This is a genomic window from Chryseobacterium takakiae (assembly GCF_900129385.1).
Classification (GTDB): Bacteria; Bacteroidota; Bacteroidia; order Flavobacteriales; family Weeksellaceae; genus Chryseobacterium; species Chryseobacterium takakiae.
Genome location: NZ_FQVO01000004.1, coordinates 142,301 through 167,362, shown reverse-complemented (window position 1 = coordinate 167,362; position 25,062 = coordinate 142,301). Strand labels below are relative to the sequence as shown.

Sequence of the window (25,062 nt, the reverse complement as noted above, 5' to 3'; positions counted from 1 at the left end):
TGCCACTTCTGATTACTTGCATTCTTTAAAAAAATCACCCGCTCCGGGTCCGATTTTCACATTCAACAGGTATATAAAACGCAATTATTTTCAATTGCGTTTTGTATGTCTTTAACATTCAATTACGAAATTAAAAAACTAAGTCATGAAAGCACCAAAACCTGTAGAAACAGCCAAAAAAGGTCATCATAACCCAACTATAAAACCAAAACCGAAAAATCCGCTCGCAAAGTTTTTTTCCGGAATGAAAGCTGCTGCGATGCAGTCTCAAAAACCGGGAGTTATGGCCGGTACGCAAGGATTGACAAAAGCTGATAAAAACCCGGTCGCATCAAATGGAAAAGTAACGGCCGTTCATGGTTCGCAGACTATTTACGATCAAGGTTCAGAGTTGATGTACGGAAAACTCAGGAAAAGTCTACACGAAACCGGAAGTATCAATCATCCGGAAACCAGGGATGTGGAGAAAGGATATATGACAACCCTGAACGTCAGTCAGGTACAGGATTATCATCAGCTTAAAACCGGAAATTATACTCCAAAAACATTACAGGAGCAGGCTGTTGTTCATCAGATGCTGAAAAAACCTGAAAATAAAGTAAAAGCAACAGAAGAAAAAGAACCCGTAAAAGCAGCTGATCTCACACCTAAAGTACCAAAACCTGTAGTAGATCAGAAACCCAAAGAAAAGCCGGCTGAAATTAAAAAACCTCAGATTAAACCGGTTTTATCTGAGGTCAATGCCACCAGTTCAAAAAAGACCGCAGATAAAACTGAAAATTTCCAATTGGAAAAAAGAAAAGGAAATGATGAGAAAAGATCCGACAATAAAAAATTAAATACAAAAACCAAAGCGGAAAAAGAAACCAAAATTGTTGTTCCTGATAATATTCAGCCTGTTCTTATGCCGAGAATGGATAAAGCTGTTGACAGTGAGCAGGCGGAAGTAGACCCGGATGCGCAAACTACCATTAATATTCTTGGCCTTGTAGCTGCTGCTCAGGAATTCAGAGACCAGGGAGTGGAAGCAAGGACTCAGGTAAAATCTCAGAATGAGGCAGCAAAAGGATTAAAAAATAAAATCAGGGAAGTTGAAAAATCAATTCATCAATCGGACGATGAACTACAAAAATCGGAAGACGGCATTCAGGCAAAGGAAACTTTGGTAAATGAACTGGAAAGAGGCTGGGAAACTTCAGTGAAAAGGCAGCAGAAAGTAGAACAGGAGGTAGGTACATACAAGGAAGAATACCATAAGAACAAGTCGAAATCGGCCGATTTGCATAAAGAAGCAACTGATTTACTCGGCGGATCGCAAAAACACCAGGATCCGGAAAATGATGATTCCGGAAAGCTTACCCAAAAATTAAGAGCGCTCAACAGCAATGCAGCTACAATAGATCAGGCTGTTTCACAGTCGGGAAATACTGTTCAGAAATTAACTCAGGAAGCCCAACAGGCTAAAGCTAAAAATACGGCAATACATAAAGAAGCCTTATCTTCTAAGGAATCCATTCGAAAGTCGAAAGCAAAACTTGCAGCAGATAACAAACGGAATAATGACGCTAAAAAAGAATTGGCAAAACTTAACCCAAAACTAAAAGCAGCTGAATCGGAAAGCAAAAAATTAAACAAAGAAGCGAATGCGTTATTGCTTGATTCTTATAGTATTGAGAATGAGGTTACGAAAACCCAGAATGCTTACTATAAAAACATGGCTACCGTTGAGGGACGAAACAGTTTAACACAAAAAGAAAAAGATAAAATTCAGCAGGCTCCCAAAGAGCTTGATCCTTCAGAACGTTTATTGATTGATTTTTCACAGCTGAAAACACTGGACGAGCAGGTTGCTTTTGTAAGAGGATTAAATCCAAATGAACAAAACCTTTTAAAAGAAAAATTTGAACAGGTAGCAGCCAATTATGACCATGATCAGTCCGAACAGCAAAACTCCATCAGCGAGAATGTAGAAAGTATCAGAAATGCCCAGATAGAAAACTTTAACAATAAACGAAAAGATGCTTTACAGAAACCAATGAATCTGGTGACCAGAAACCTGAATAGGATTACCGGCTTAAAGAGACTCTGGATGTCTATTACCATTGCTTTTTCCGGCATCTGGAATGATATTACTTCAATAAGCTGGACCGATGTGGGCAAACTCATCAACTCTATTATTAATCCTAAAGAGTGGTATCATGCCATTTCAGGTTCAATACAGGGAATTTGGGATGATCTGACGAATTGGAACGGGTTCTCCCAGGATCCTGTAGGAATGATTCTTCAGAAAGCTGCAGGAATAGCCAATAAAGTACTCGTTATTGCCGGAGTAATTACCGGAATATTAGGGGTTTTAACATTAGCGGCAGCGGTAGGATCCATCTTCACCTTAGGAGGCTTGGCTCCGTTAGCGGCCTGGCTGGGAGGCGCAACCATAACGATGGGTACCATCACCTTCTGGATCGGAGCTATTGCACTGGGACTGAATGTACTCAACGGAATAAAAAATATTTACGATATCCATACGGCAAAAACGGCTGAAGTTTTATTTAAAAATTCCGGCGAGCTGAAAAGTGATATTACCAATTCCGGAATGGCAATTATGGCGATAATCGGTGGAAAAGCCTCGCAAAAAGGAGGCGCTTCCATAAAAGATCTGGCCAAAAGGAACCCGAAAACTTTTGGCAAGCGGATGTTTATTAATGTAAAAAACGGTTTAAAAGCAAAAATTGTTTCTATCCCTCGCAAGATAACATCGTTTTTCAAAAAAGAAACCTGGATGAAAGCAGCACAAAATTTCAAAGCGGCTTATAAAAAAGCACAGGAATCAACTATTGCATATTTTAAAACAGAAAAAACTATTCCGGGTTCGGAAAAGAAAAATTTATCACAAAAAACAAAGCAATCTTATAATCCGGAACAGCATGCTGAATTTATTGATACTCCCCGCAATCTGGGAGATCCTGTTTCACTTGTTCTAACGGATGAACAGATAATAAATTTCAAAAAAGCTTTAGAATCAGCTGATCCGAAAGTTTTAAATGAATTAAATAATCAACGTAAATTAACTAACTTTGCGAAGAGCTATAAAGATAATCCGATAACTTTTGCAGAAAGTGTAAAAAATTATGAAAGTTTCTTTGGAAAATACGGATGGTATACATACTGGGAAAGTTTACCTGATTTTAATAAATCATTAGCTACTATTGACTGGTTAAAAAGCGAAAAGAAATTATTACCCACAGGTGAAGCCACACACCATGAACTAGCCACTTTTCACGCTTTTACTGTGGATGGAGGAATAGTAAACACACCGGCACGTTTTAATACTTCTTTTTGGGGTGAATATAATAAGCGGATTTATAAAGATTTAAAAATCGCATTAGACAAACTTAGAAAAGTAGAAGAACGAAATATGAGAGGGAAAACTGTATTTAGCGGGCGTATGATGTCTTTAGATGACTTTGAATTAACCTTTAAAAATGGAAAAGGCAAAGAGGTGGCTTTTGAACGGGGTATGGTATCATCATCATTAGATAGAGAAGTAGCCGAAGGTTTTATAGAACTTTCAGCCAAAAATGTAACGGCAGGAAAAAAAGTAGCACTTATTAGAATAATAGAAACTGAAGCTGGGGTTTATGTAGATGATTTATCCGATTGGGGGACAAATCTCGGGCCGACAAGGCATGCTAATGCTAAACCTGTTTCTACCATGGTACAGAAGGAAGTTGTTATGAATGAAGGATATTTCCGTCAGATAAGTGATCCAAAACTTATAAAAACCGTTGGCGATATAGAGTATTATGAAATTAAGTTTCTAGAATTAGTAAAACCAATAAAATAAAAAATATGATTTTCGCAACAGATTATTTTAACCATATTGAAGATCAACTACCCGATTTTAATTTAAAACTGCTTTTAAATATAGATGATTTAAATAACGATATCTTTGACGAAGTATTTGATGTACTTAATCCGGCACAGCAAGAACAGTACAAGCTTTTCAAAGGTTCTGAAGAGGCTAAAAAGTACAGACAGGAAAGAAATATGAAGCTCCCCTATATTGACTTTAATAAGTTGCCTGAGAAATTGGATAATGCTTTATTACAAAAAGTTATGTTGTACCAAAAAGACGGAGAAATCAGAAGAGCTATATTTGATGCTTTATCGGAAGACCATAAGACCCAGATAAGTCAACTGGAAAATAAAATATACGAAGAAGAGAAAGAAAAAAAACGAGATTTAATGACGGAGGACGAAAAAAGAAAAGAAAAAGAATGGTGGGATAAATACGATGCAGACCCAACACCACGTTTTATGGGAAATTTACTTGAACCTGCTACCGTATATGAGTATATACTAAAATATGGCATAGACCCAAGAAACGGAAATCCTGAAACGGGAGAAAGTTTCCAAAAAAAATATAAGTATAACGCTAATGGGGAAATTATCCCCAGAGAGAAAGAAGATAACTAGTCCTAAAAATCGATACAGATTTATTAGACAAAAATAATTAATTAAACACCACCATCTATTCACAGAACAACTAAAACAAATTATTTAAAGGTCTGGATTTATAATCCGGACCTTTACTTTTATATTCAGTAAAACAATGGATATTAGATTTTCTACAGAATAATCGCTTTAAAACGCAATGGCTTCCAGCTTCATTCATCCTCATTCAAGCCTCAAAGCATTTCCTTACTTACTGCAACTACAGAATCCGCCGCTTAAAAAACAGCATATTCTCATCAAAAAATAAGATTTTTGAACCAGAGAATTTAAAACTCAAAAAAGCACAGGAGATAAAAAAAGGAATGGCTTCATTATTACCTGTTTCTCATTACAAAATCAAAATGCCATTTCCCATTACTTAAATTCTTCAAAAAAATCATCCGCACCGGATCTGATTTTTCACATTCAACAGGTATATAAAACGCAATTCATCTCAATTGCGTTTTGTATGTCTTTTTACCTATCAATTATGAATAAAAAAACGAAGTCATGAAAGCAGCAAAACCTGTAGAAGTAGACAACAAAGCCCACCAGAATCAAAATAAAAAGCAAAAGCAGAAAGTTCCGGTGGTTGTACCTCAGCAAGAGGTAGAAGTGACTACGATACAAACCCAAAAGTCTGATAATCAGGTCAGCAATCCGGGATCCGCAAATCCTGGCAACAACAAGTCCGGCTTAAGTGGTACGGCGGCAGCCGTTCACGGTTCTCAGAACATTTATGATCAGGGCTCAAAGGTCATGTATGGTAAATATCAGGATAGTTTACAAAAAACCGGAGACCTTAACCATCCTGAAACAAAGGATATGGAAAAAGGCTATATGGCAACCCTGAATATTAATCAGATAGAGGATTACAACAATAATAAATCCGGCAACTATGTTCCAAAAACGTTAGAGCAGCAGGCAGAGGTGCATCAGGAAAGCAAAAAAGTTCAGGAAGGAAAAACTGCAAAGCCGGAAAAAAACGGCAAATCTGAAAATAATGCAGAAGAAAAATCTGCAGCGGAAATCAAAGATAAAGCAGAAGAGCAAAGCACTGAAGCCGCTCCTTCTCCGAATGCTCAAAACAATCCCGAATTTACACAATTAAGCAGTAAAATAGCCGCAACAGCACACTCTCAAAAAAGCCATGAACCGGCACAAAAAGCAAGCGAGGCAGCGCAGGCAGCAGCTCCTTCACCAGCCAATGAACGCGAAAGTATGGCGCAGGCAGGCAAGGTAGATCATATGGATGCGCAAAAACCCGGAACATTCAGCAAAGAAGATTTTAAAGCTTTATTAAAGCAGAAGATTGAAGGAATCAGACTTCCCAAAGATGAAGCTGAAGCCGATGATTTCGAGAACAACAACAACATACAGCAGGTCAATAAAAATGCAGTTGCCGATGTTAAGAATGAAAAAAATGCAGCAACCAATGATATTGCTTCAGCCACCGCGGCAAAACCTGATATTGGAGCGCAACCTGTTCGCGCTGTTGCCAAAATGCCGACCCCTAACACCGGCAAAGCTCCGGGTGTTCCCAATGCCGCGAAAGCAATGCCTAACAAAAGAGATTCTGCCAAAGTGGAAAAACCTCTGCAGGAAGAAACCAATACCATTGACAGCGAGATGAAAGCCCATGGCGTAACCGATCAAATGCTCGCAAAATCCAATGAACCTTCATTTACGGAAGCTTTAGACGAAAAAAATAAAGCCAAAACCGAAAGTGCCGCTGCCACACAGAAATTCAGGAAAACAGAAAATACCGAACTGTCTAAAACCCGGGAACAGGCACAGTCACAGGCTGTTCATCATATCGGAGGAATGCACAATGCACGAAAAGGCGGATTGAATCATGCGCACGGCGAACAAAAGAATACCGCAACCAAAGACAGCCAGAAACGAAAAGAAATAGCCGATCATATCAACAGCATCTACAATACTTCAAAAACAGAAGTTGATAATATTTTAAACAATCTCGATAAAAAAGTTGCGGAGATGTTTGATTACGGTAGTAAAATCGCCAAAAAAGCATTTGAAGATCATGTAGAAAAGGGAATGAGAGATTATAAAAAGAAGCGTTACGGAGATGCGTATGCCAAATATGGTGCATTGGCAACTGCCGGATTATGGCTTTGGGATAAAGCTACCGGACTTCCGGATGAGGTCAATAAATATTTTGTAAGTGGTAAAGCATTATATATTGAAACCATGGATCAGCATATTGACAAAATTGCAACCCATGTTACCGAACAGCTTAATGCTGCCAAGGCCAGAATTGCCAAAGGTAAAAAAGACGTACAGACCTATGTCAACAGCTTATCGCCAAGCCTGCGTAAGATAGGCAAGGAAGCCATTGCTGAAATTCAGAATAAGTTTAATGCGCTGGAAGAAAGCGTAAACAGCAAAAAAGATGCGCTTATTGATGTGCTGGCTAAAAAATATGCTGAAAATGTAGCAAGTATTGATGCCAGAATTGAAGAGCTGAAAGCACAGAACAGCGGATTTATAAATAAAGCACTCAATGCATTGAGCGGTGTATTTGCCTTTATCATTGAAATTAAGAATACGCTTACCAATTTATTATCAGGCATTGCAGATGTTGTCATGGCCATTATTGCGGATCCGATAGGCTTCTTTAAAAATCTTATTGCAGGAGTAGGGCAGGGATTTGCCAATTTCGGAGCCAATATCTGGACTCACCTTAAAACAGGTTTCTTCACATGGCTTACCGGCGCAACAAAAGGCATCAGCCTTACCATGCCGGAAGATATATTTTCCCTCAAAGGAATTTTCTCTATTACCACGCAGGTGCTTGGTTTAACCTGGAACGGAATCCGGGCTATTGGTTCAAGAGTTATTGGTGAGCCGGTAATGAAAGTTTTGGAAACCAGTTTTGAAATGGTACAGATTGTACGCAAAGAAGGTGTTGCCGGACTTTGGGAGCATCTTAAAGACCAGTTTGCCGACCTGAAAGCTACCATCATGGATACCATTATGGACATGATCCAGACCCAGGTCATTCAGGCGGGAATTAAATGGGTGATGGGCTTGCTGACTCCGGTAGGGGCATTTATAAAAGCTGCGATGGCGATTATTGATGTGGTAAAATTCTTCATTCAGCGTGCCGCACAGATTATGGAACTGATAAAAGCCTTCATCGACAGTGTGGCAGCTATTGCCAGCGGAAATGTAAGTGCCGTCGCCAAATCCATAGAAAATGCTTTGGGTAAAGCGGTACCTGTTTTAATTGGCTTTTTGGCCTCACTACTTGGAATTGGCGGATTGGCTGATAAGGTTTTGGGTGTTATCCGAAAAATACGCCAGCGTATTGAAAATGCCATTGTGAAGTTCTGGACTTTTGTGAAAGGGAAGGCAGGAAAGCTGTTGAGTAAAATTGGGGTTGGCAATAAGGATAAGAAAGGCAAAGCTAAAAAGGAGAAAGAAACCCGTACGCAGGAAGAAATGAAAAATGACTTGCATAAAGGAATTACGGAGGGGACAAAACTCCTGAAAGATAAAAGCCTCGACAAAAAACAAATTCAAAAACAATTAGATGTATTAGAAGAAACCTATGAATTGAAGGAACTTAAGATTGTTACAACCAAAGTAGATAAAGAAGGAAAGGAAACTTCTCATATCGAAGGAGAAGTAAACCCAAAAGAAAAAGGAGTTGATGTTACAAGGGATTTGGATGATAAAGAACTGAAATATAGTATTCGAAAAATTGTTTTTGTGGAAAACGAAAAATACGATATAAACAAAGGAGAATATCCTGAGAAATTTAGGCAGGATATGCTTAAATTTATTTCAAAAATACCAGAATTGAACAAACAAAATGATAATAAGTTAAGAAAAGATATGATTTCAGATACGGGGGGTATTCGTAAATGGGAAATCCATCAGGGAGCTATCTATTCTCCATTTGTGGGAGAGTATCAAAAGGCATTACAAGAAATGAATAAGGAAATTAAGGGAGAATATATTATTACTACAGAAACAGGTGGAGCCTTTTTGGGAGACGCTGTAACTAAAGGCACTTCTATCAAAAATGAAAAAATACAAAAAATGCCGAGAGATATTGCGACAGGTAAAAATCATAAAACCCAACAACCTGAAGATATTGTGAAACATATTCACGAAAGTATGAAAAAAAATAAAAATGCTGATGTCTCCTTTACAATTGTAGAACCTATTATTTCTGGTAGTTCAGTTCATGGTATCTTAAATGAAATGATTGCACAAGAAATACTAAACATATACCCAAATATAAAAATAAAACTTGTTACCATACAGGAAACATTAGGTGTTAACAGTGACGGAGTAAAAAGAAGTTTAAATAATAAAGTGTTAAATATGAACAAGATAGCAAAAGCTAATAGGGTTCATATTAATTATGCACAAACTAGTTACATTTTAGGTGAAGATATTCCTAACCAAACAAAGTATGATGGAAAGGAAAATGTCATAATATTCAATGCAATGAATGAAACGATGGTAGCATATCAAATTACTCCTATTGAAAACACTAGTACGAGAGATATTGTCATTGCATTAGGTAAAGGTATATTTAACGGAAAATTGGAGGGTATTTTATAAATAGTATATTTGATATCTTAAAAATAATATTATGGGAAAAATTATTATAGATTTAAACAATCCAAAATCAAAATATTTTATTACTCAGAACAAAGAATTAATTGAAAAATATTTGTCTGGTATTCAAGATTTTAATACAGTCAATGAATTAATAAATAAAGTCATAAACGATGAATTAATATTGTATGTGGAAGAAGAATTTATGTATTTTAATTTGTGTGAAACAAATTATAATATCATATCTCAAAACACTTTTGTAGCATTACAAAACAGTACACTATTACCACAATTTCTTCAATATTCTGATAATATGTATGTAAATTTTGATTATGAAAATGATAAATTTACTAATTCTGAATTAAGAGAAAATTATTTAAAAAATAATATTCCGTGTTTAGTTCATTTAGATAAGAATATTGTAATTTTTTATATTTTAGATGAAGATGATGCATCCTTCATTATACCTCAATAATCATATTGATAATGTTATTGAAAAATAATAACTAAAAATAAAAGCGAAATTTCCAATCGGAAATTTCGCTTTTTTATTTCGGGAAATTCGTCTTATATTGGTATTGACAAAAAATGACAATAAACCAATAATCACCAGATAAAATTATCCATCATGAAAAAAATACTATTCTTTTTTTTAATTCTGCTAAATATTTCCATTATAAACGCTCAAACTATAGAATCGGGAAGCCGCAATACGGCAGGTTATATTAAAAGCGACGGCACCATCGAAGACAGAAGCCATGCGACCGTTGGATACATTAAAAACGACGGAACTATTGAAAACAAAAGCCACGGAACCATTGGTTATATCAAAAGTGATGGAACCATTGAAAACAGGAGCCGTTCAACAATAGGATATGTTAAAAAAGACGGGACAATAGAAAACAGCAGCCGTACGACCATAGGCTATATCAAAGATGACGGAACGGTAGAAAACAGCAGCCACAGCACCCTTGGTTATGCTAAAGGAGTAAAAAAAGAATGGGCAGCAGTCGTTTTTTTCTTCTTTAATCTTGATTAGCAGAAGACATTTATAATAACTGAAAAATAGAAGGCTTGGATTTTAATCTGAGCCTTTTGTTTTGATGGTAGAAGTGAGAAGTGAGAAAGTGAGACGTAAGAAGTAACAATAATCTTTACCGGTGGCGGAGCAGGAGCAAGTATAATTACAGCAGACGTTAATGGCTTTACAAATGCTATTAAAACATATAAAAAATAATAAAGCAGATGATTTAACCATTACTGCCAATACAGGTGTCACTTTAGATGGACAAATTCCGGGGACTACAATTATTAAACCAGGAAAGATTTTGACTATAATGTCTACGGGTGCTAATACTTGGGTTACTTTGTATAGTAATTAAAATTTATATGGTGATGATTTAGCAAAAAATCAGAATCACTGCAACTACAGAATCCACCAGACAAAAAGCTTTCAGCAAAACAAAAAAAACATGAATTTTGAACTGTAAAAATAATCAGTAAAGCAAACTAAAATACATGGAAACAAATGAAATAACCACCAGAGAAAAATTAAAAACCTACTTTGAAACCGGTAAATATCCAACCGAAAGCCAGTTTGCAGAATGGATCGATTCTTACTGGCACAAAGAAGATATCACCTCACAGGAAACTCTGGGAACGGTTGTAAGCAGAGACAACCAGATACCGGAGCAGGGAATTAAATTCGTACAAAGTAAATCAACACCCTCCACTAAAATTGAACTAAGAGTCAATAAAACAACATGGTCGCAATGGTTTGGAAACATGAATCCAGATCATACGGGAATTTACAATAGTTCTTTTGGTTTCGGAGCGTTACAGAATGTTACCACAGGAGATGGAAATGTGGCATTTGGAAGTCACGCATTATGGCAACTCACAACCGGTATCAGAAACACGGTGGTTGGATCAAGCTCAATGATTGCTTTGAAAGAAGGATACTGGAATGTTGTTGTAGGGCAGGCCGCATTATATTATTTTGCTACAGGCCATAATAACACAGCAGTAGGCAGAGTGGCCATGTGTAACTTTATAGGGGGATACGGCAATACGGCTTTGGGAAGCCATTCCGGATTTGTTGATGGAGGCGCTATGCATACCCAGGAATATAATTTTAATACTTTTTTAGGATTCAGATCCGGATATACCACAGACCTTCCCAATAACCTGAAAGGAAATAATAATGTTACTATTGGGGCTAATGCTCCCATTGGCGGCAATACCAGTAATAAACTGGTCATCCACTCCTCAGAAACCGTCCTCAACCACAATGTTACACTCCCCCTGATAGGCGGAGATTTTGTGAAAAGAACGCTGGATTTTGATTCTTCATTAAAAGTTCATCGGCTTCCAAAAGCAGATTCTGGATTCACCCAGAACGTTGTTGCAAAATCTGACGGAACATTCGGAGTAGAAGAAAAAACAAATGGAAACTACTATTTTAAAGAAATATTTACCGGCAACTATTTTCAGATTGATAACGAATATAGAAAACCTCTTTATAGATGTGTGATCATGGAAAATATTTCAGAGGCAGAAATTGAAAAAACAATAGAATTATCATCATTAAATATAGATCACATTTTCGTAAGTGGTACTGCGAGAAAAGGTTCTTACAGCTATCATATCGCAAATGCCGAAAATTTATCGGTTCATTTCATTCATGATGATGCCTACCTCAATTTTAGACAAATGAATGGACAGGAAGCCAGCTGGTCACTTCACATTATTCTTGAATATACAAAAGCCAGCGACATTCCGTTAGCAATATAAACATCAGACCTACGAAAGAATAAGTCACTGCAACTACAGAATCCGCACACCAAAAAACTTTCATAAAAACAAAAAAAATATGAATTTTGACCTGTAAATCACAAGCAGCACAGAATACCAAAATACATGGAAACAAACGAAATAACCACCAGAGAAAAACTAAAAACTTATTTTGAAACAGGTAAATATCCCACAGAAAGTCAGTTTGCAGAATTAATTGATTTTTTCAGCCTTAAAGATGATATCGTCACAAATAAAGAACTCGTTACGCTTGCCAACAACCTGGCTGCCCTTGATAACGGGTATATTCTTTACAATACCAGTAATATTGAAAATGAGAAGTTTCAGATCGTCGTAAATTCTAAAGAAGGCGAAGACCAGACTTTTACAATCGGCAAAACCGAAAATAAAGACCAAAAACGCTATTTTCACGGCAGTGCTCCTTACGCAGTCAGAACAAAAGAGTTTGTGATAGACCCATTAGATGGACACAGGTATTACTACCTGAACAGCCAGATTGATGATGGCCCTACAACGAGCAGGCTCTTCGGAAATAATCTGCCTCCTGTTCCCGGGAATTTTGAACTGGGAACAGTAGAAAATAAAAAGTTTTATATAAAGATAAGCAATGAAGAATTTGATCGTAAAATAAACAATTTACATACACGTCTTACTTTTGTTAATAAAACCGATATACTTATTGAATACGCTTTATACGGAAATTACTGGTCTAATAGGTATATTTCTGAAGATATGGTTACGGATCATTATGATCTTGGAGATTTCCTGGCCTGTTTTTACAGAGCGGATCTCACCGAAACCAGCAAACCTATAGAATGCAGGATTTATGATGCAGATAATGATACTCTTTTGATGACGGCTTCTCTGTTGCCTGGACAGAAAAATACCAATGTCTCTGCAGGAGGTGTTCTGGCAGGCGTAAGAAACGCCAGAATCGAATGCCATTATGAAAGCTAAATAAAAAGCTGCTGCAGCTACAGACAAGACAGGGCAAAAAGCTTTTATATTAATAAAATAAGCCTCAGCTTTGCACTGTCAGAATAAAGATAAATGATTTGATTTCATAAAATTAAGAGAGTTACTGCAACTACCGGCAAAACAAGGCGAAAAGCTTTTATTAAAAGAAAAAAAGTCTCAACTTTGCATTATTAAATAACAAATAAAGCATTCGCTTTTATAAGCAATAAGAGTTACTGCAGCTACAGAAGAGACCATGCAGAAAACTTGTACAACAACAAAAAAAGTTTCAATTTTGAACTTCAGCTCTCAGGCAATACAAGCCTTCCGATTAATATAAATTATTTGGATATCGCAGAGCCAGCTAAATATAAGCAATTACAAAATCAATAATAAAAAATAATCCTCAATCGGGTAAGATCCTCAATCGCAGGAAACCTTTTGCTCTTGGAATATCGGAATTTTCTGGTGTTTATATCAGAATCTCACCGGGAATAAAATAACAGGAACCATCATAGAACCTGTTGTCTTTTCAGGAGTAGATTGATTCTTTAATAAGTAGGAACTCCGTTTATTGGGAGACTTTCACAAGCAGCTGCCTCGGCAGTTGGGTAAGGTTCTCAAATTTGGGCCACTTTCCGGTTGGGGGTTATTTCTAATACATACAATACATTTTACAAAAATTCAGAAAAAAACTTTAATGCTGAAGCATATTCATAAGGAAATCCATCAGCTGAAATGACATCATACGAAGGACATAAGGATAAAAAACATTAAGATATTATGGAAGAAATAAATAAATTCACCCAAAGAGAAGAGCTGAAAACCTATTTTGAAACGGGTAAATATCCAACACAAGGTCAGTTTGGCAGGTTTATAGATAATTATGTCCATCTGAATGAGTTTAATTTCGGAATCGAAGTAAAACCGGCAGGAGAGTATGAGACAAAAAACTATCATTTTTATGTGGCCAAGGATCTCAAAAATTCACACAGAGGACACATCAACCTTGAAGACACGGGCAATCCGCCGCAGGATATTGACGGGTACACTCACGTTTTATCTAGAGGTTTCGGCTACAGATACCTAAACGTGAAATTATCAGGCGAATTGGATATTGATAAACACAAGCCGAAAATCATCATCAAACGTTATAAACAGAAAAAAAGGCTTTACAGCGGTTATTTAAAACCACCCGGCTTTTACAAGGAATGTAATGAAGATGCAATAACCTGGGGCAGACAGTCGGAATATCCTGTAACGTCTACTGAAATGAAACTTGATATTAATCCGGTCAACTATTTCAGACCCGGAGCAGACTACAAGGAGTTTTATCCGGCAGGTACTTTCAACAGGCCCGGTTCTTTCAGATATTCCGTCCACCACAGAAAACCTTATTCTCTGATCCAGATGCTTTTGGAAATTGAGGTAAACGGAACAAAATTCAGATCAAATCCTGTCACGATTAAAATTCTTTTGGGACGTGATGAAAGTGACCTGATTAATTACATTATAAATTAATAATAAAAAAAGGATAGCCTCAATGGGGTAAGATTCTCTTTTCCTGGAAACCTTTTACTTTTGAAATACCGGAATTTTCTGATGCACGTCAGAATCTCGCCGGGATGTAGAATAAAAGCTTGCAAAACCTCTTGTTTTCTTTCAGAAGTAAGATTAATTCTTTAAAAAGTAGGAACTCCTGTGGATGAGAAGCTTTTATAAAAACAATTGCTGCGGCACTTGGGTAAGATTCTCTAATGTGAGACGCTTTCCGGTTGAGGCTCCTTTTTACAACTATTATTATTCTCATTAAGAACACCTACATTCAAAATATAAATAAGGTTGAAAATCAGCTTATCAAAGCATATAAAAAAATTGCAGACTGATGAAAACAAAAATTACATAAAAAGCTAATATAAAAACAATGACCATGAAAACTGAGTATTACAACAATTATTCAGACTCTTTTGTGAGCAGCTTTAAGGCTGAGGTTTGGTAACAGATCAGAGAATAACATGCAGCATCCGAGATGTAATGCATGATATTTTAACAACCCTGGTAAGATGCTCCCTGTCAGGAACCCTTTTTTACCCCTGAAATATTGAAATTTTTTGATAAAGACATCAGAATTTATCCATATGCAAAATAAGACTATCAGATCTTTTATTTTCTTTCCGGGGGCAGATCATATAATATCCGTGAAAACGGAAATTTCATTATCAAAAAGTAGGAATTCCGGTATGAGAAGACTTTCAAAAAAACTGTTAACGCAGTTATGGTAAGACTTTCCTTTATGAGTTTATATGATAGACGGTCATGTTTCTTTAAAATTTTTAACATCATAAAGCTTTACTGATTGCATAAGGCAAATTTATTTGAAAGATAAACAGGTAACGGTTTGGATTTCAAAAATAAAAGACTAAAACCAATGAAGGCAGAACAAATACAGAAACTATTTACGCATTTGGAAGAAGTTATAACCTGGCGTATCAACAATTCTTCAGAAAATTTTAATACGGGAGCACCTGACTTTAAATCCGTTGACTACACAGATTTTCCTTTAGGAAACTATATTTCAGAGAAAAATTTTGCGCATCAGGAAGTTATCATTCTTTTAATGGCTTTATTGCCAAGATTAGATCCGGCACTTCTGAAGCGCATTTATTTGGATTTTCCCAGCAGCCCTTTGTTTGATTTTTGTTCGGTTAATGATAATGGGAGACTTTTTTACCCTACGGTTCAGACGGTTCAGTATATTTTGGGTGGTGAAAATATTTCAGAAAGGTTAACCGCTTTGGATTACTTTGCTTCGGATTCTGTGTTGGTTAAAGAAGAGATCATTACGTTCTCCGGCTCAGGAAAGGATTATGGAGCTGAAAATAGTCAGCTAAACGTTCATCAGGAGGCATTTAATATTATCATTTTCGGATCGGAACTATTACCGAAAATGAGCAACGACTTCCCGGCAGAACAAATACACACCCACCGTTCCTGGACAGACCTTATACTTCCTCAGAATACACTGGATGAACTTCAGAGTATTGAATCCTGGTACAACAGCAGCCGGATTCTTATGGAAGACTGGGACATGCAGAAAAAATTAAAACCCGGTTTCAGAGTTCTTTTTTACGGAGATCCGGGAACAGGGAAGACCTTGGCAGCAAGTCTTTTAGGAAAATATACAAAACGTCCCGTTTTCAGAGTGGATGTTTCTATGCTGGTTTCAAAATATATTGGCGAAACAGAAAAACAATTGTCAAAACTATTTGATAAAGCAGAAAATAAAAACTGGATCTTATTTTTTGATGAGGCGGATGCTATTTTCGGAAAAAGGACGAATGTTCGGGATGCTCATGATAAGTATGCCAATCAGGAAGTTTCTTATTTGCTCCAGCGGATCGAAACATTTTCAGGACTCATCATTCTGGCGTCCAATTTTAAAAATAATATGGACAAAGCTTTTACAAGACGTTTCCAGAGTTGCATAAAATTCAGCAATCCAAAATACGAAGAACGTTTGCGTATCTGGCGGCATAATATGCCGGAACAGCTAAAGCTCGAGGAAATTAAGCTGGAAGAAATTGCCGACCGATATGAACTTACCGGCTCTAACATTATGAACATAATACAGGATGTAAGCTTAAAAACAATCGCATTAATGGATCCTGATTTTAGAGTCAGCCCCGATATGCTGCTGGAAAGCATCAGAAAAGAATATGTAAAAGAAGATAAAATTTTTCCTTAACCACCCTCGGATTAAACTCACGTCGGTTCGAGTGTTTTCGTAACGAAGTGGAGAAAATGTATCGAGAACCCGGTACAACTTTGTCCTCCTGGCTTTAAACCAACCAACAGATCATACAATTAACTACTAAAAATAAAGCTGATGAAAGCAAAAATCCTGCTGCTGATGATATTCAGTGGCGTAATACTCGGCGGCTGCAGAAGCAAACAAAAAATAACAACCGTTTCAAGAGAAAATATCCGGGAAACTGAAACAGTGAAAGTGGATTCCCTGAATTTACAAAATTCAGAAACAATTCAGAGTGAATTGAAAGACCTTGCAGTCAAGGAAAAAATCAATGAAATATCCGGAGATTTTTCAATTACGGGGAAATCAGATCTCTCCAGTCCTTTTGTTTTTCACAATGTTGTTGGGAAAGATACTGTTCAGAGTATTTCCATTATGGGAAATGCAGAATATTCCATCCGCAATCATTATGCAAAAGCATCGAACGAAAAGACTGAAAATATAAAAGAAGCATTCAGCAATATTTCCCGTGAGGCAAATAAGAATACTGTTTCCAAAGAAACTGAAAAAGAAAAAGCTTCGGTAGTTTCCCAGGAAACAAAAAGAATAAAAGTAACAGGCTTTGGAATTGCAGCATGGATTTTCATCACCGTTTTCGGAATCACTGTGATCCTCCTGTTTTTCACCTATAAATATTTTAAAAGATGAAAACATCATTTGAACTATCAAGAAAATATAAAACGCTTCTGGATAAAAAAGGAATAAATACTTCCATTAGGCTTGCCCATTTTTTTGCACAATTGGATCATGAGTCAAATTTACTTCCTAAAAGAGAGAGCCTTTATTATACAACTATTGAAAATGCAAGAGCAGTATTTAGGACTCCATTTAAAAACAAAACGGATGCATTTGTAAGTTCATATTTAAAGAGTTCTGTTAAGATGGCAAATTATGTTTATGCCAATAGAATGGGGAATGGAAATGAAGCAAGCGGTGATGGTTATAAATATAGAGGTGGAGGGTATATGCAACATACAGGGTTTGATGAAATGAAAATTTTAAAAGAAAGGACAGGAATAGATTTCGTTTCAAATCCAGATTTGTTAAAAGAAGAAGTAAACGCCTTTATAGCAGCAATTGATTTTTGGAACCGTAAAGGATTAAGTAGTTTTGCTGATAAAGATGATCTTGATGGAATAAGTGATCTTATCAATATGGGCAGACTTACTGTAAAATATGGAGATTCTAATGGATTTAAGAAACGAAAAGAAAGATTAAACTATTATAAAACTATATTTATATAAATAAACATAATTTAAATATGATATTGTAAATGTTTAAAATATTATATTATAAAGCCTTAAAACGATTTAAATTGTAAGAAAAATTAATATTTCAAAAATTAAAAAAAAGTCATTTTTTGTGAAAACATTGTATTTTTGATAGTAAACTGGTAATCATGAGTAAAACTTCATTTGATGCTTCAACTAGAACGGGAATTTGGAAGGCAAACAAAGCTAAATGTTTTTATTGTTATACTGATATTGAATTTAAAGATTTACACATAGATCACATAATTCCTGAAGGTTTATCAGAAGAAAAACTAAAGGAATTGATTTTAGAATATGGTTTAAACGAGTCTTTTACAATAAATAGCTTTGAAAATCTTGTTCCTACACATAGAATTTGCAACCAAAGGAAAACTGATCTTGTTTTCAACAAAGCGTCAATACTTTATTATCTAGGACTAAATGCAAAAAATGTTGAACTTATAAAAAGAGAAATTAATACACTTAAAAGGAATAATAGTTTTAACCAGTTATATTCAAAAATTGTGTCTGCACTAGATCAGAATCATATAAATTTAGATGATTTGACAAATATAATTAATGAAAAGAAGAGTGTTGATTGGCATGAAAAAGAAATAAAATTACCTATTGCTATTGATTTTGCAAATGATTCTTTTAACAAATTTTCTTTTGATATAAATTTAGATAGTCTTTATGATAAAAAAATGATTTTTGGTGGCGTTTTTGAATCTATTGATCTAAGAAATAATGTCAATGATGAAGTTACTATTTCAAATCTGAGGGAATGGATTGATGCAACTAATAAAGGCTTTTATCCTTTGACAAATACAGATATAAAGCTTTCAGAAAATGTTGATTTTTTGGATAATTTACTAAGGGCAATAAAAAATGCTAAACTGCCAAAGGTTTCTTTTTTAGATGATATTTTGATTACTGATTTAGATTATTTATCCCCAAAAATACTTTTTGATCCTGAAAAAAAATTTCATATTAATATTCGGAATAAAGACTCTGTAGGAGATTTATTTAGGAAGAATCTTGTAAATGTAACTGAAGAAAATTTATATAATATCTCAATCGAATTTGATGGATTTAAAACATCTATTAGTGAACAATTTAGAGCAGATCTGAATGATGATGGAATCGAAGATATCCTTGTTAGAAAGTGGAATAGAGCCATTAATGGAAGTTTAGGTTTTGGAGAAACAATTATTTTAACAAGACAATCAACCAAGTCATTAATAGAACCTATATAAATATTATCATCCATAGAATTATATAAACGGACTTTAGGAGTTCTAATTTTAGTTTTAGTAATTCTCTTATGAAAAAATAGTCAGTAATAAAATTAAAACTGCACTTACACAAAACCAGTTTGATGCGCTGGTATCCTATACCTACAATACGGGAGGATCTGATACCTTATTTTCTTTAATCAATAAAAAAGCAAATCCGGAAGCCATCAGAGAATGGTTTACGTCAAGATATATTACCGCCGGAGGTAAAGTTCTGAACGGACTCATCAGGCGCAGGAAAGCGGAAGCCGATCTGTTTTTTTCGAAATAGGAACTGCGCTTTTCCGTCTTTGTATTCCTAAAAAACGAATGAAAGAAAAGTTGAATTCAACGAGTTTGTAAAATCACTTAAAAAGAAAACTAAAGCCAATGAAAAATGTAGACATGAATATAATTAAAAACAAAAAATTTGTGATCAGAGAAGAACTCAAACTTAATTTCGGATAAACATGGCAGTACCATTAACAACAATATTCAGCTGGTTTGAAAAAGGCGATTCTCCTACAGAATATCAATTTAAACAAACCTTTTCTTCATTCCGTCATACAGATGAAAGAATCAGGATGGATGAAGTCACAGGTTTACAGGAAGCAGTTCAGAATATACTTCCTGTCACAATTTTCAACCATCACCTGGAAGATGAAAACGCACACACTGCAGTACTTGCAAAGCTCAACGCGTCCAATCTTACTGCTGCCGATATCAACGCATGGAAAGAAAAATTACAAATTAATCTGTCAGCCACCATTGATGGTGACGGAGATACCGGAAATGTCTATACGAAAGTACAGACAGAGCAGATTTTGAATATACTCCGCGAAAAGAATGATGATCTCCTTGCACGCATTCAGGAAATTACCGGAAGGCTTTCTTCCGATGATGCAAATCTTGATACACTTTACGAAATCGTACAATATATCAAAGAAAACAGGAGGCAGATAGAATTGCTTAACGATCTTTTTTCAGGAGGCAGTTCGGATGATAAGATCAGCCTTGTGGGGAGTTATTCAAACTGGGGAACCATTAGCTATCAAAGCCAGTTTAACAGTTTAGTGTATGACAAAATCCGGCATATTGAAAATACATGGTCTGAAAAAATCAGACATGAAGAGAAGGTGCAGAATGATTCCAGGATAAAGCATGATCTTAATACGTTAAGTTTTGCAATTGACGCCTACGACACCGTTACCCTGTTTTCAATACCAATTAAGGTAAGGAGAATTGATCCCAATACCATCGATGTACTGTTTGATTCAGTACCGCCCAATATGATTCAGTTAACCATTAAAAAATTATAATTATGGATATTAAATATGCTTATTACCACAGTTCTGTTGGATACAAAATTGTAGGAAAAACAGACAACGACATTTTAACAGCCGGAGGCGGAACGCGCTCCATCAGCTCTTTCTGGCATGACGGAAATTTTACTCCGTCAGATTACGTTCCCAAGACAAGAACGTTAACAATTAACGGAACAAGTTATGATCTTTCGGCAAACAGATCATTTACAACGCCGGACACGATTACCCGTGTAAAAGGGGGTACCTCCGGCTCTTTCGTATCCGGAGATATTACGCTTGCTGCGGGTGCCAATATGTCTGTCAGCCAATCCGGAAATACCATTAAATTAGATTCCACAGATACAACTTATGCTGCAGGTAATGGTTTGACCCTTACAGGAACTACATTCTCTTTACCGGTTACAACTTCAGGAACGGGGAACGTGGTTACGGCAATCACGCAGACCGCCAGCGGAATAACGGTTTCTTTAGGATCTGTACCTACCACAACGGATCTTGCCAATTATATCCCATTATCACAAAAAGGTGCAGCAAACGGTGTTGCAATGCTTGATGGCGCCGGATTGGTTCCTGCATCTCAATTGCCTTCTTATGTAGATGATGTTCTGGAAGGATATTATAAAGTTGCCGACGGAAAGTTCTATAAAGAAGCAGCTTATACCAATCTTATCACCGGTGAAACAGGCAAAATTTATGTGTCTCTTGATACCAATAAAACATATCGGTGGACAGGAACAACATTTGTTTATATTACTTCAGGAGCCGTAGATTCTGTAAATGGCTTAACAGGAGTTGTGGTTTTAAACAAATCTCATGTTGGTTTAAGCAACGTTGATAATACTGCTGATGCTGCGAAAAGTGTTCTTTCTGCTACAAAATGGACGAATTCAAGAACCATCACCCTTTCTGGAGTTACTGCAACGGCACAAACGATTGACGGATCCGGAAACGTTGCCATTCCCGTTACTGCTGTTCCAGCAACATTGTTAACAGGGACTGCATCCATCAATACCAGCGGATCGGCTGCTAAATTAACCACCCCAAGAACAATCGCCGCTTCTGGTGACGCAACTTGGAGTGTTTCATTTGACGGTTCGGCAAATGCCACTTCGGCATTAACACTGGCACCTTCCGGGGTAACTGCAGGAACGTACAGCCGGGTTACCGTAAACGCTAAAGGTTTGGTGACGGCCGGAAGCAATGTTTCAAAAACATACACTGCCAATATTACAGGAACTTCAACTTTAGCTCACAACCTAGACACCCTTAACGTTGAGATTACCATGCGTGATACGGTTACTTCTTACAAGGTGTACGGAAGAATAAAACCAATCGATACAACAAGTGTAGCCATAGAATTTGATTCTACACCTCCTAATCCAATTTCAGTAGTGGTAACCAACTTAGATTTATAGAATGGATATTAATTACGCATATTATACTTCTGCGAAAGGCTATAGAGTAGTCAACGGTACTGCAGCTCAGTTTTTAAAAGCTGATGGCTCTGTAGATAATGCCTCATATATTCCTGCAGGCACAGAAATTAATATGGCTGATAAAAATATTAATTTCACAACAGGAAGTCTTTCACGATTTGAAAATAATACACGGGTTTTTAATAAAGTGTACCAAAGACTTTATGCAGGTGCCCAGACAGGAATTTTAAGTTTTAAATTTCCACAGGCCACCTCGCTTGCAACGATGTTCGATGTAACAATCAAAATATTCGGGTGGAATGCCCGGATATTAGGAACCGTAAGGGTATCATTTTATAAGTTTTCCGCAACTGTGCTTAATAGCAATCATAAGGCTATTATTGAATGTTCTGATAATTTTCCTTCATCAGTAATTAATGTCGGACTTGATGCTTCCGGAAATGTGTGTATTAATATCGGGGAATCGAATACGGTCTGGAATACATATCTGAAAGTAGAGGTTGAAAGAGTTGCAGCTTTTCATCAGGGTGCGAACTTCGACTGGTCGAAAGGGTGGACTCAAACCATTGAAACAGATGTTTCAACATACACTCAGCTTCTGTCAATTGCTACGGAAGTTGTGGCAACCAGAACATGGGTAGATCAGAATAATATCGGTTCAGTTCCTAAATCTGCCGCATTACTTTCTACTGCTGATTTAAATACATTTTTGACACCCGGTTTTTACTATCAGCATGCCAGCTCTAATGCTACTCCAGCAAGGAATTACCCAATTAGCCTGGCCGGGAGTTTAAATATTTATAAAACTTCCAGTACCCGGGTTGTACAGGAATACAGTGATTTACAGTATGGCAGAACCTGGAAGCGTATTTATGATGGGGCAAGTTTTAGTGGCTGGCTGAGAATATGGTCCGAAATAGATTTCAATCAGAGTAATATTACCAATTGGAATAACTCCGTACAGCAATCAGCTTTAAGCAATTACTATACGAAAACCGAGGCTTTGAATCAATTCGTAGGTAAAAATGGGGCTGAAACAATTAATGACACAAAAACATTTACAAATAGCCCCATAATTCCTGCCGGTACATCAGATAATCATGCGGTAAATGTATCTCAGCTTACGAATTTAACAGATGGATTCATAAAACTTAACGAACCATTTCCGGGTTGGGAAATTATGCTGTTAAATCTCAGTACGGCTGAGATCGCAGGTTTATTTGATAAAAAAGCCGATCTCCTTATTGCCGCGAAAGAGAAAGACTATGTAAAAGTTGGCTGTAAAACAGGAGGTTACGATGGTGTTGCTATTAATTTAAATAACGGGCATATCGGTTATGGCGGTGTGGAACCAGCGGATTCTCATAATCATTATTTTAACGGAACGATAAGAATTCCTTTCGGTATTTATTCAGAATCCAGCAATAACAATGATGTATATGGCGGAGACGGAAGTTTGTACTATCTGTCCCACGAAATAGCCCGGGAAGATGAATATATCAGGCTCAGGCCGGATGATAAGGAGTTTGCTGGTACTGCAAATAACTACGCCACCAAAAACCGGATTGTAAAATTGACACTTCTTGACGGAGGAACCATAGTAATGGGAGTTATGCATGAATACCAGGAAATTACTGTCATGAACATTAGCGGAAATCAGGCAAAATTTATAGTAAACAATACCAGCGTGAATTTTACCATACCTCCGAAAAGCAGCGCAAGGTATTACATGAATAGCAACGGAAGAATAATTCAGGAAACGATGAATATAGGAAACTGCGTTGCTTCTTAATATTTCTTAGCAAAACTGTAACGTAAAGTGAATCATTGATTTAAAATATTCATGTTCAGAAATAATTAATCAGCGTGTGTGGATATTCCTGTGCGCTGATTTATTTTTAATGATGGTCTATTGTTCAGATAATTTTTATACAGACAGAAATATACCTGTACAGATATTAAACTCCGGATCCTGAATGGAAACTTTACTGCAGCTACGGACCATAAAGGTCAAAAAACTTTCCCGGGAACTGAAAAAATAGGAAATTTGAAAAGTATACCATACCGGTACCGGTTATCATTATATTCAACGGACAGGTTAATAATTCGGGTTGAATTTCATACAGTTTCTTTTGCCCGGTGCAAAACATAATCTTCCAAAACCAATCAGAATCATTTAATGAAATAAGTGCGTTTTTAAAAATGCTTTAATGCCTCACTTATTCTCAATTATATCATTAATTCAACAATCAAATGAATACACCATTACATACAATTTTCAGCTGGTTTCAAAGCGGAGATTTTCCCACTGAAGCACAGTTTAAAGCAACATTTTCATCTTTTTATCACAAGGATTATCCAATTCCGGTTGAGAATATTGAAGGACTTGAAGATCTTTCTCAATTATTTGCCGGTTCAGAAGCGTTTCAGGAACACCTTAGTGACTCTGATGCTCACTCCGCGCACCTTGCTTTGCTGAATGCGAATAATCTTACTTCAGCTCATGTTAGCAACTGGAAAAATAAACTGGGAATTGTAAATGCAGGTATTATTGACAGTACGGATCAGCCGGGTAATGTGTATACTAAAACACAGACAGATGGTTTTGTTGATGAATTGAAAGAGGCAGATACCAATCTGGAGTCAGAAATAGAAAATATCAAAAAGTTACTCTTATCCAACGATCTTTCTCTTGATGAACTTCAGGAAATAGTTGATTTCATAAAGAAAAACCGTATTGATATTGAAGCCTTAAAAGCGATTTCATTAGAAGGAACAAAAGAAGACAAAGTAAAGCTCTTACTGGATTACAGCTGGCTGAAAAGCCCCAAAAACCAGCAGGAATTTAATCAGCAGATTTACGAAAAGGTCTTGGTCATCTCGGAGACTCCAACAAGCGCCTTGGTACAGATCACGGGAAGCACGGTATTTACTAACCCTGTTGAAACGGAACATGTAATCATCCAGGCACGCGATAGTGTTACCGGTAAAAAAATAAATATCGACGATTATGCAACCAACCAGACCATTGAGATTAATATGCTGGGCGCAATCGTTAACCCAATCAATATTCTCATTTTAAAAGTTAAACCATAAAAAAAATAA

Annotated in this window: 18 protein-coding genes; all 18 read left to right on the top strand. The window is 36.4% G+C overall.

Annotated features, from left to right (window positions below):
• Nucleotides 1-145 precede the first annotated feature (145 nt).
• The 18 genes from BUA76_RS07320 to BUA76_RS07235 all read left to right on the top strand — a co-directional run bounded on the left by BUA76_RS07320 (nucleotide 146) and on the right by BUA76_RS07235 (nucleotide 25,053).
• Nucleotides 146-3,844, top strand: a complete 3,699-nt coding sequence (locus tag BUA76_RS07320) for a hypothetical protein (protein WP_072884152.1) — start codon at nucleotides 146-148, stop codon at nucleotides 3,842-3,844.
• Nucleotides 3,845-3,849: 5 nt separating this feature from the next.
• Nucleotides 3,850-4,476 (top strand): hypothetical protein, encoded by a 627-nt coding sequence (locus BUA76_RS07315; protein ID WP_072884151.1) that lies wholly within the window; start codon nucleotides 3,850-3,852, stop codon nucleotides 4,474-4,476.
• A 528-nt stretch (nucleotides 4,477-5,004) separates the two neighbouring features.
• On the top strand, nucleotides 5,005-9,093 hold the full coding sequence (locus BUA76_RS07310) for a phage tail protein (protein ID WP_072884150.1): 4,089 nt from the start codon (nucleotides 5,005-5,007) through the stop codon (nucleotides 9,091-9,093).
• Nucleotides 9,094-9,124: 31 nt separating this feature from the next.
• Complete coding sequence (locus tag BUA76_RS07305; protein WP_072884149.1) at nucleotides 9,125-9,565, top strand: hypothetical protein; 441 nt, start codon at nucleotides 9,125-9,127, stop codon at nucleotides 9,563-9,565.
• Nucleotides 9,566-9,718: 153 nt separating this feature from the next.
• Entirely contained in the window at nucleotides 9,719-10,129 is a 411-nt protein-coding gene (locus tag BUA76_RS07300; RefSeq protein WP_072884148.1) for a 5-fold beta-flower protein, read from the top strand.
• 160 nt (nucleotides 10,130-10,289) lie between these two features.
• A complete protein-coding gene (locus BUA76_RS19075) occupies nucleotides 10,290-10,472 on the top strand; it encodes a hypothetical protein (protein WP_143149875.1) in 183 nt (60 codons plus the stop codon).
• 136 nt (nucleotides 10,473-10,608) lie between these two features.
• Nucleotides 10,609-11,883, top strand: coding sequence for a hypothetical protein (locus BUA76_RS07295; RefSeq protein WP_072884147.1), 1,275 nt, complete (start codon nucleotides 10,609-10,611; stop codon nucleotides 11,881-11,883).
• Between the two features lie 126 nt (nucleotides 11,884-12,009).
• Nucleotides 12,010-12,861 carry a hypothetical protein gene (locus tag BUA76_RS07290; protein ID WP_072884146.1) on the top strand — a complete coding sequence of 284 codons (852 nt, stop codon included), beginning with the start codon at nucleotides 12,010-12,012 and terminating at the stop codon, nucleotides 12,859-12,861.
• 783 nt (nucleotides 12,862-13,644) lie between these two features.
• Nucleotides 13,645-14,382: a hypothetical protein gene (locus BUA76_RS07285; protein WP_072884145.1), complete on the top strand. Its 738-nt coding sequence runs from the start codon at nucleotides 13,645-13,647 to the stop codon at nucleotides 14,380-14,382.
• A gap of 907 nt (nucleotides 14,383-15,289) precedes the next feature.
• Entirely contained in the window at nucleotides 15,290-16,606 is a 1,317-nt protein-coding gene (locus BUA76_RS07275) for an ATP-binding protein (protein ID WP_083573184.1), read from the top strand.
• Between the two features lie 141 nt (nucleotides 16,607-16,747).
• Nucleotides 16,748-17,320 (top strand): hypothetical protein, encoded by a 573-nt coding sequence (locus BUA76_RS07270; protein WP_072884143.1) that lies wholly within the window; start codon nucleotides 16,748-16,750, stop codon nucleotides 17,318-17,320.
• The gene (locus BUA76_RS07265) at nucleotides 17,317-17,916 is read left to right on the top strand and encodes a glycoside hydrolase family 19 protein (RefSeq protein ID WP_072884141.1); all 600 of its coding nucleotides are present in this window, start codon (nucleotides 17,317-17,319) and stop codon (nucleotides 17,914-17,916) included. Before BUA76_RS07270 ends, BUA76_RS07265 begins: the two co-directional genes overlap by 4 nt.
• Nucleotides 17,917-18,071: 155 nt before the next feature.
• Nucleotides 18,072-19,178 (top strand): HNH endonuclease, encoded by a 1,107-nt coding sequence (locus tag BUA76_RS07260; protein WP_072884140.1) that lies wholly within the window; start codon nucleotides 18,072-18,074, stop codon nucleotides 19,176-19,178.
• Between the two features lie 76 nt (nucleotides 19,179-19,254).
• Nucleotides 19,255-19,488 (top strand): lysozyme, encoded by a 234-nt coding sequence (locus BUA76_RS19540; RefSeq protein ID WP_072884258.1) that lies wholly within the window; start codon nucleotides 19,255-19,257, stop codon nucleotides 19,486-19,488.
• A gap of 178 nt (nucleotides 19,489-19,666) precedes the next feature.
• Nucleotides 19,667-20,515: a hypothetical protein gene (locus BUA76_RS07250; protein ID WP_072884139.1), complete on the top strand. Its 849-nt coding sequence runs from the start codon at nucleotides 19,667-19,669 to the stop codon at nucleotides 20,513-20,515.
• 2 nt (nucleotides 20,516-20,517) lie between these two features.
• Nucleotides 20,518-21,936, top strand: a complete 1,419-nt coding sequence (locus BUA76_RS07245; protein ID WP_072884138.1) for a phage tail protein — start codon at nucleotides 20,518-20,520, stop codon at nucleotides 21,934-21,936.
• 1 nt (nucleotide 21,937) lies between these two features.
• Nucleotides 21,938-23,749 (top strand): pyocin knob domain-containing protein, encoded by a 1,812-nt coding sequence (locus BUA76_RS07240; protein ID WP_072884137.1) that lies wholly within the window; start codon nucleotides 21,938-21,940, stop codon nucleotides 23,747-23,749.
• A gap of 461 nt (nucleotides 23,750-24,210) precedes the next feature.
• Nucleotides 24,211-25,053 (top strand): hypothetical protein, encoded by an 843-nt coding sequence (locus tag BUA76_RS07235; RefSeq protein ID WP_072884135.1) that lies wholly within the window; start codon nucleotides 24,211-24,213, stop codon nucleotides 25,051-25,053.
• The last annotated feature ends 9 nt before the right edge of the window (nucleotides 25,054-25,062 follow it).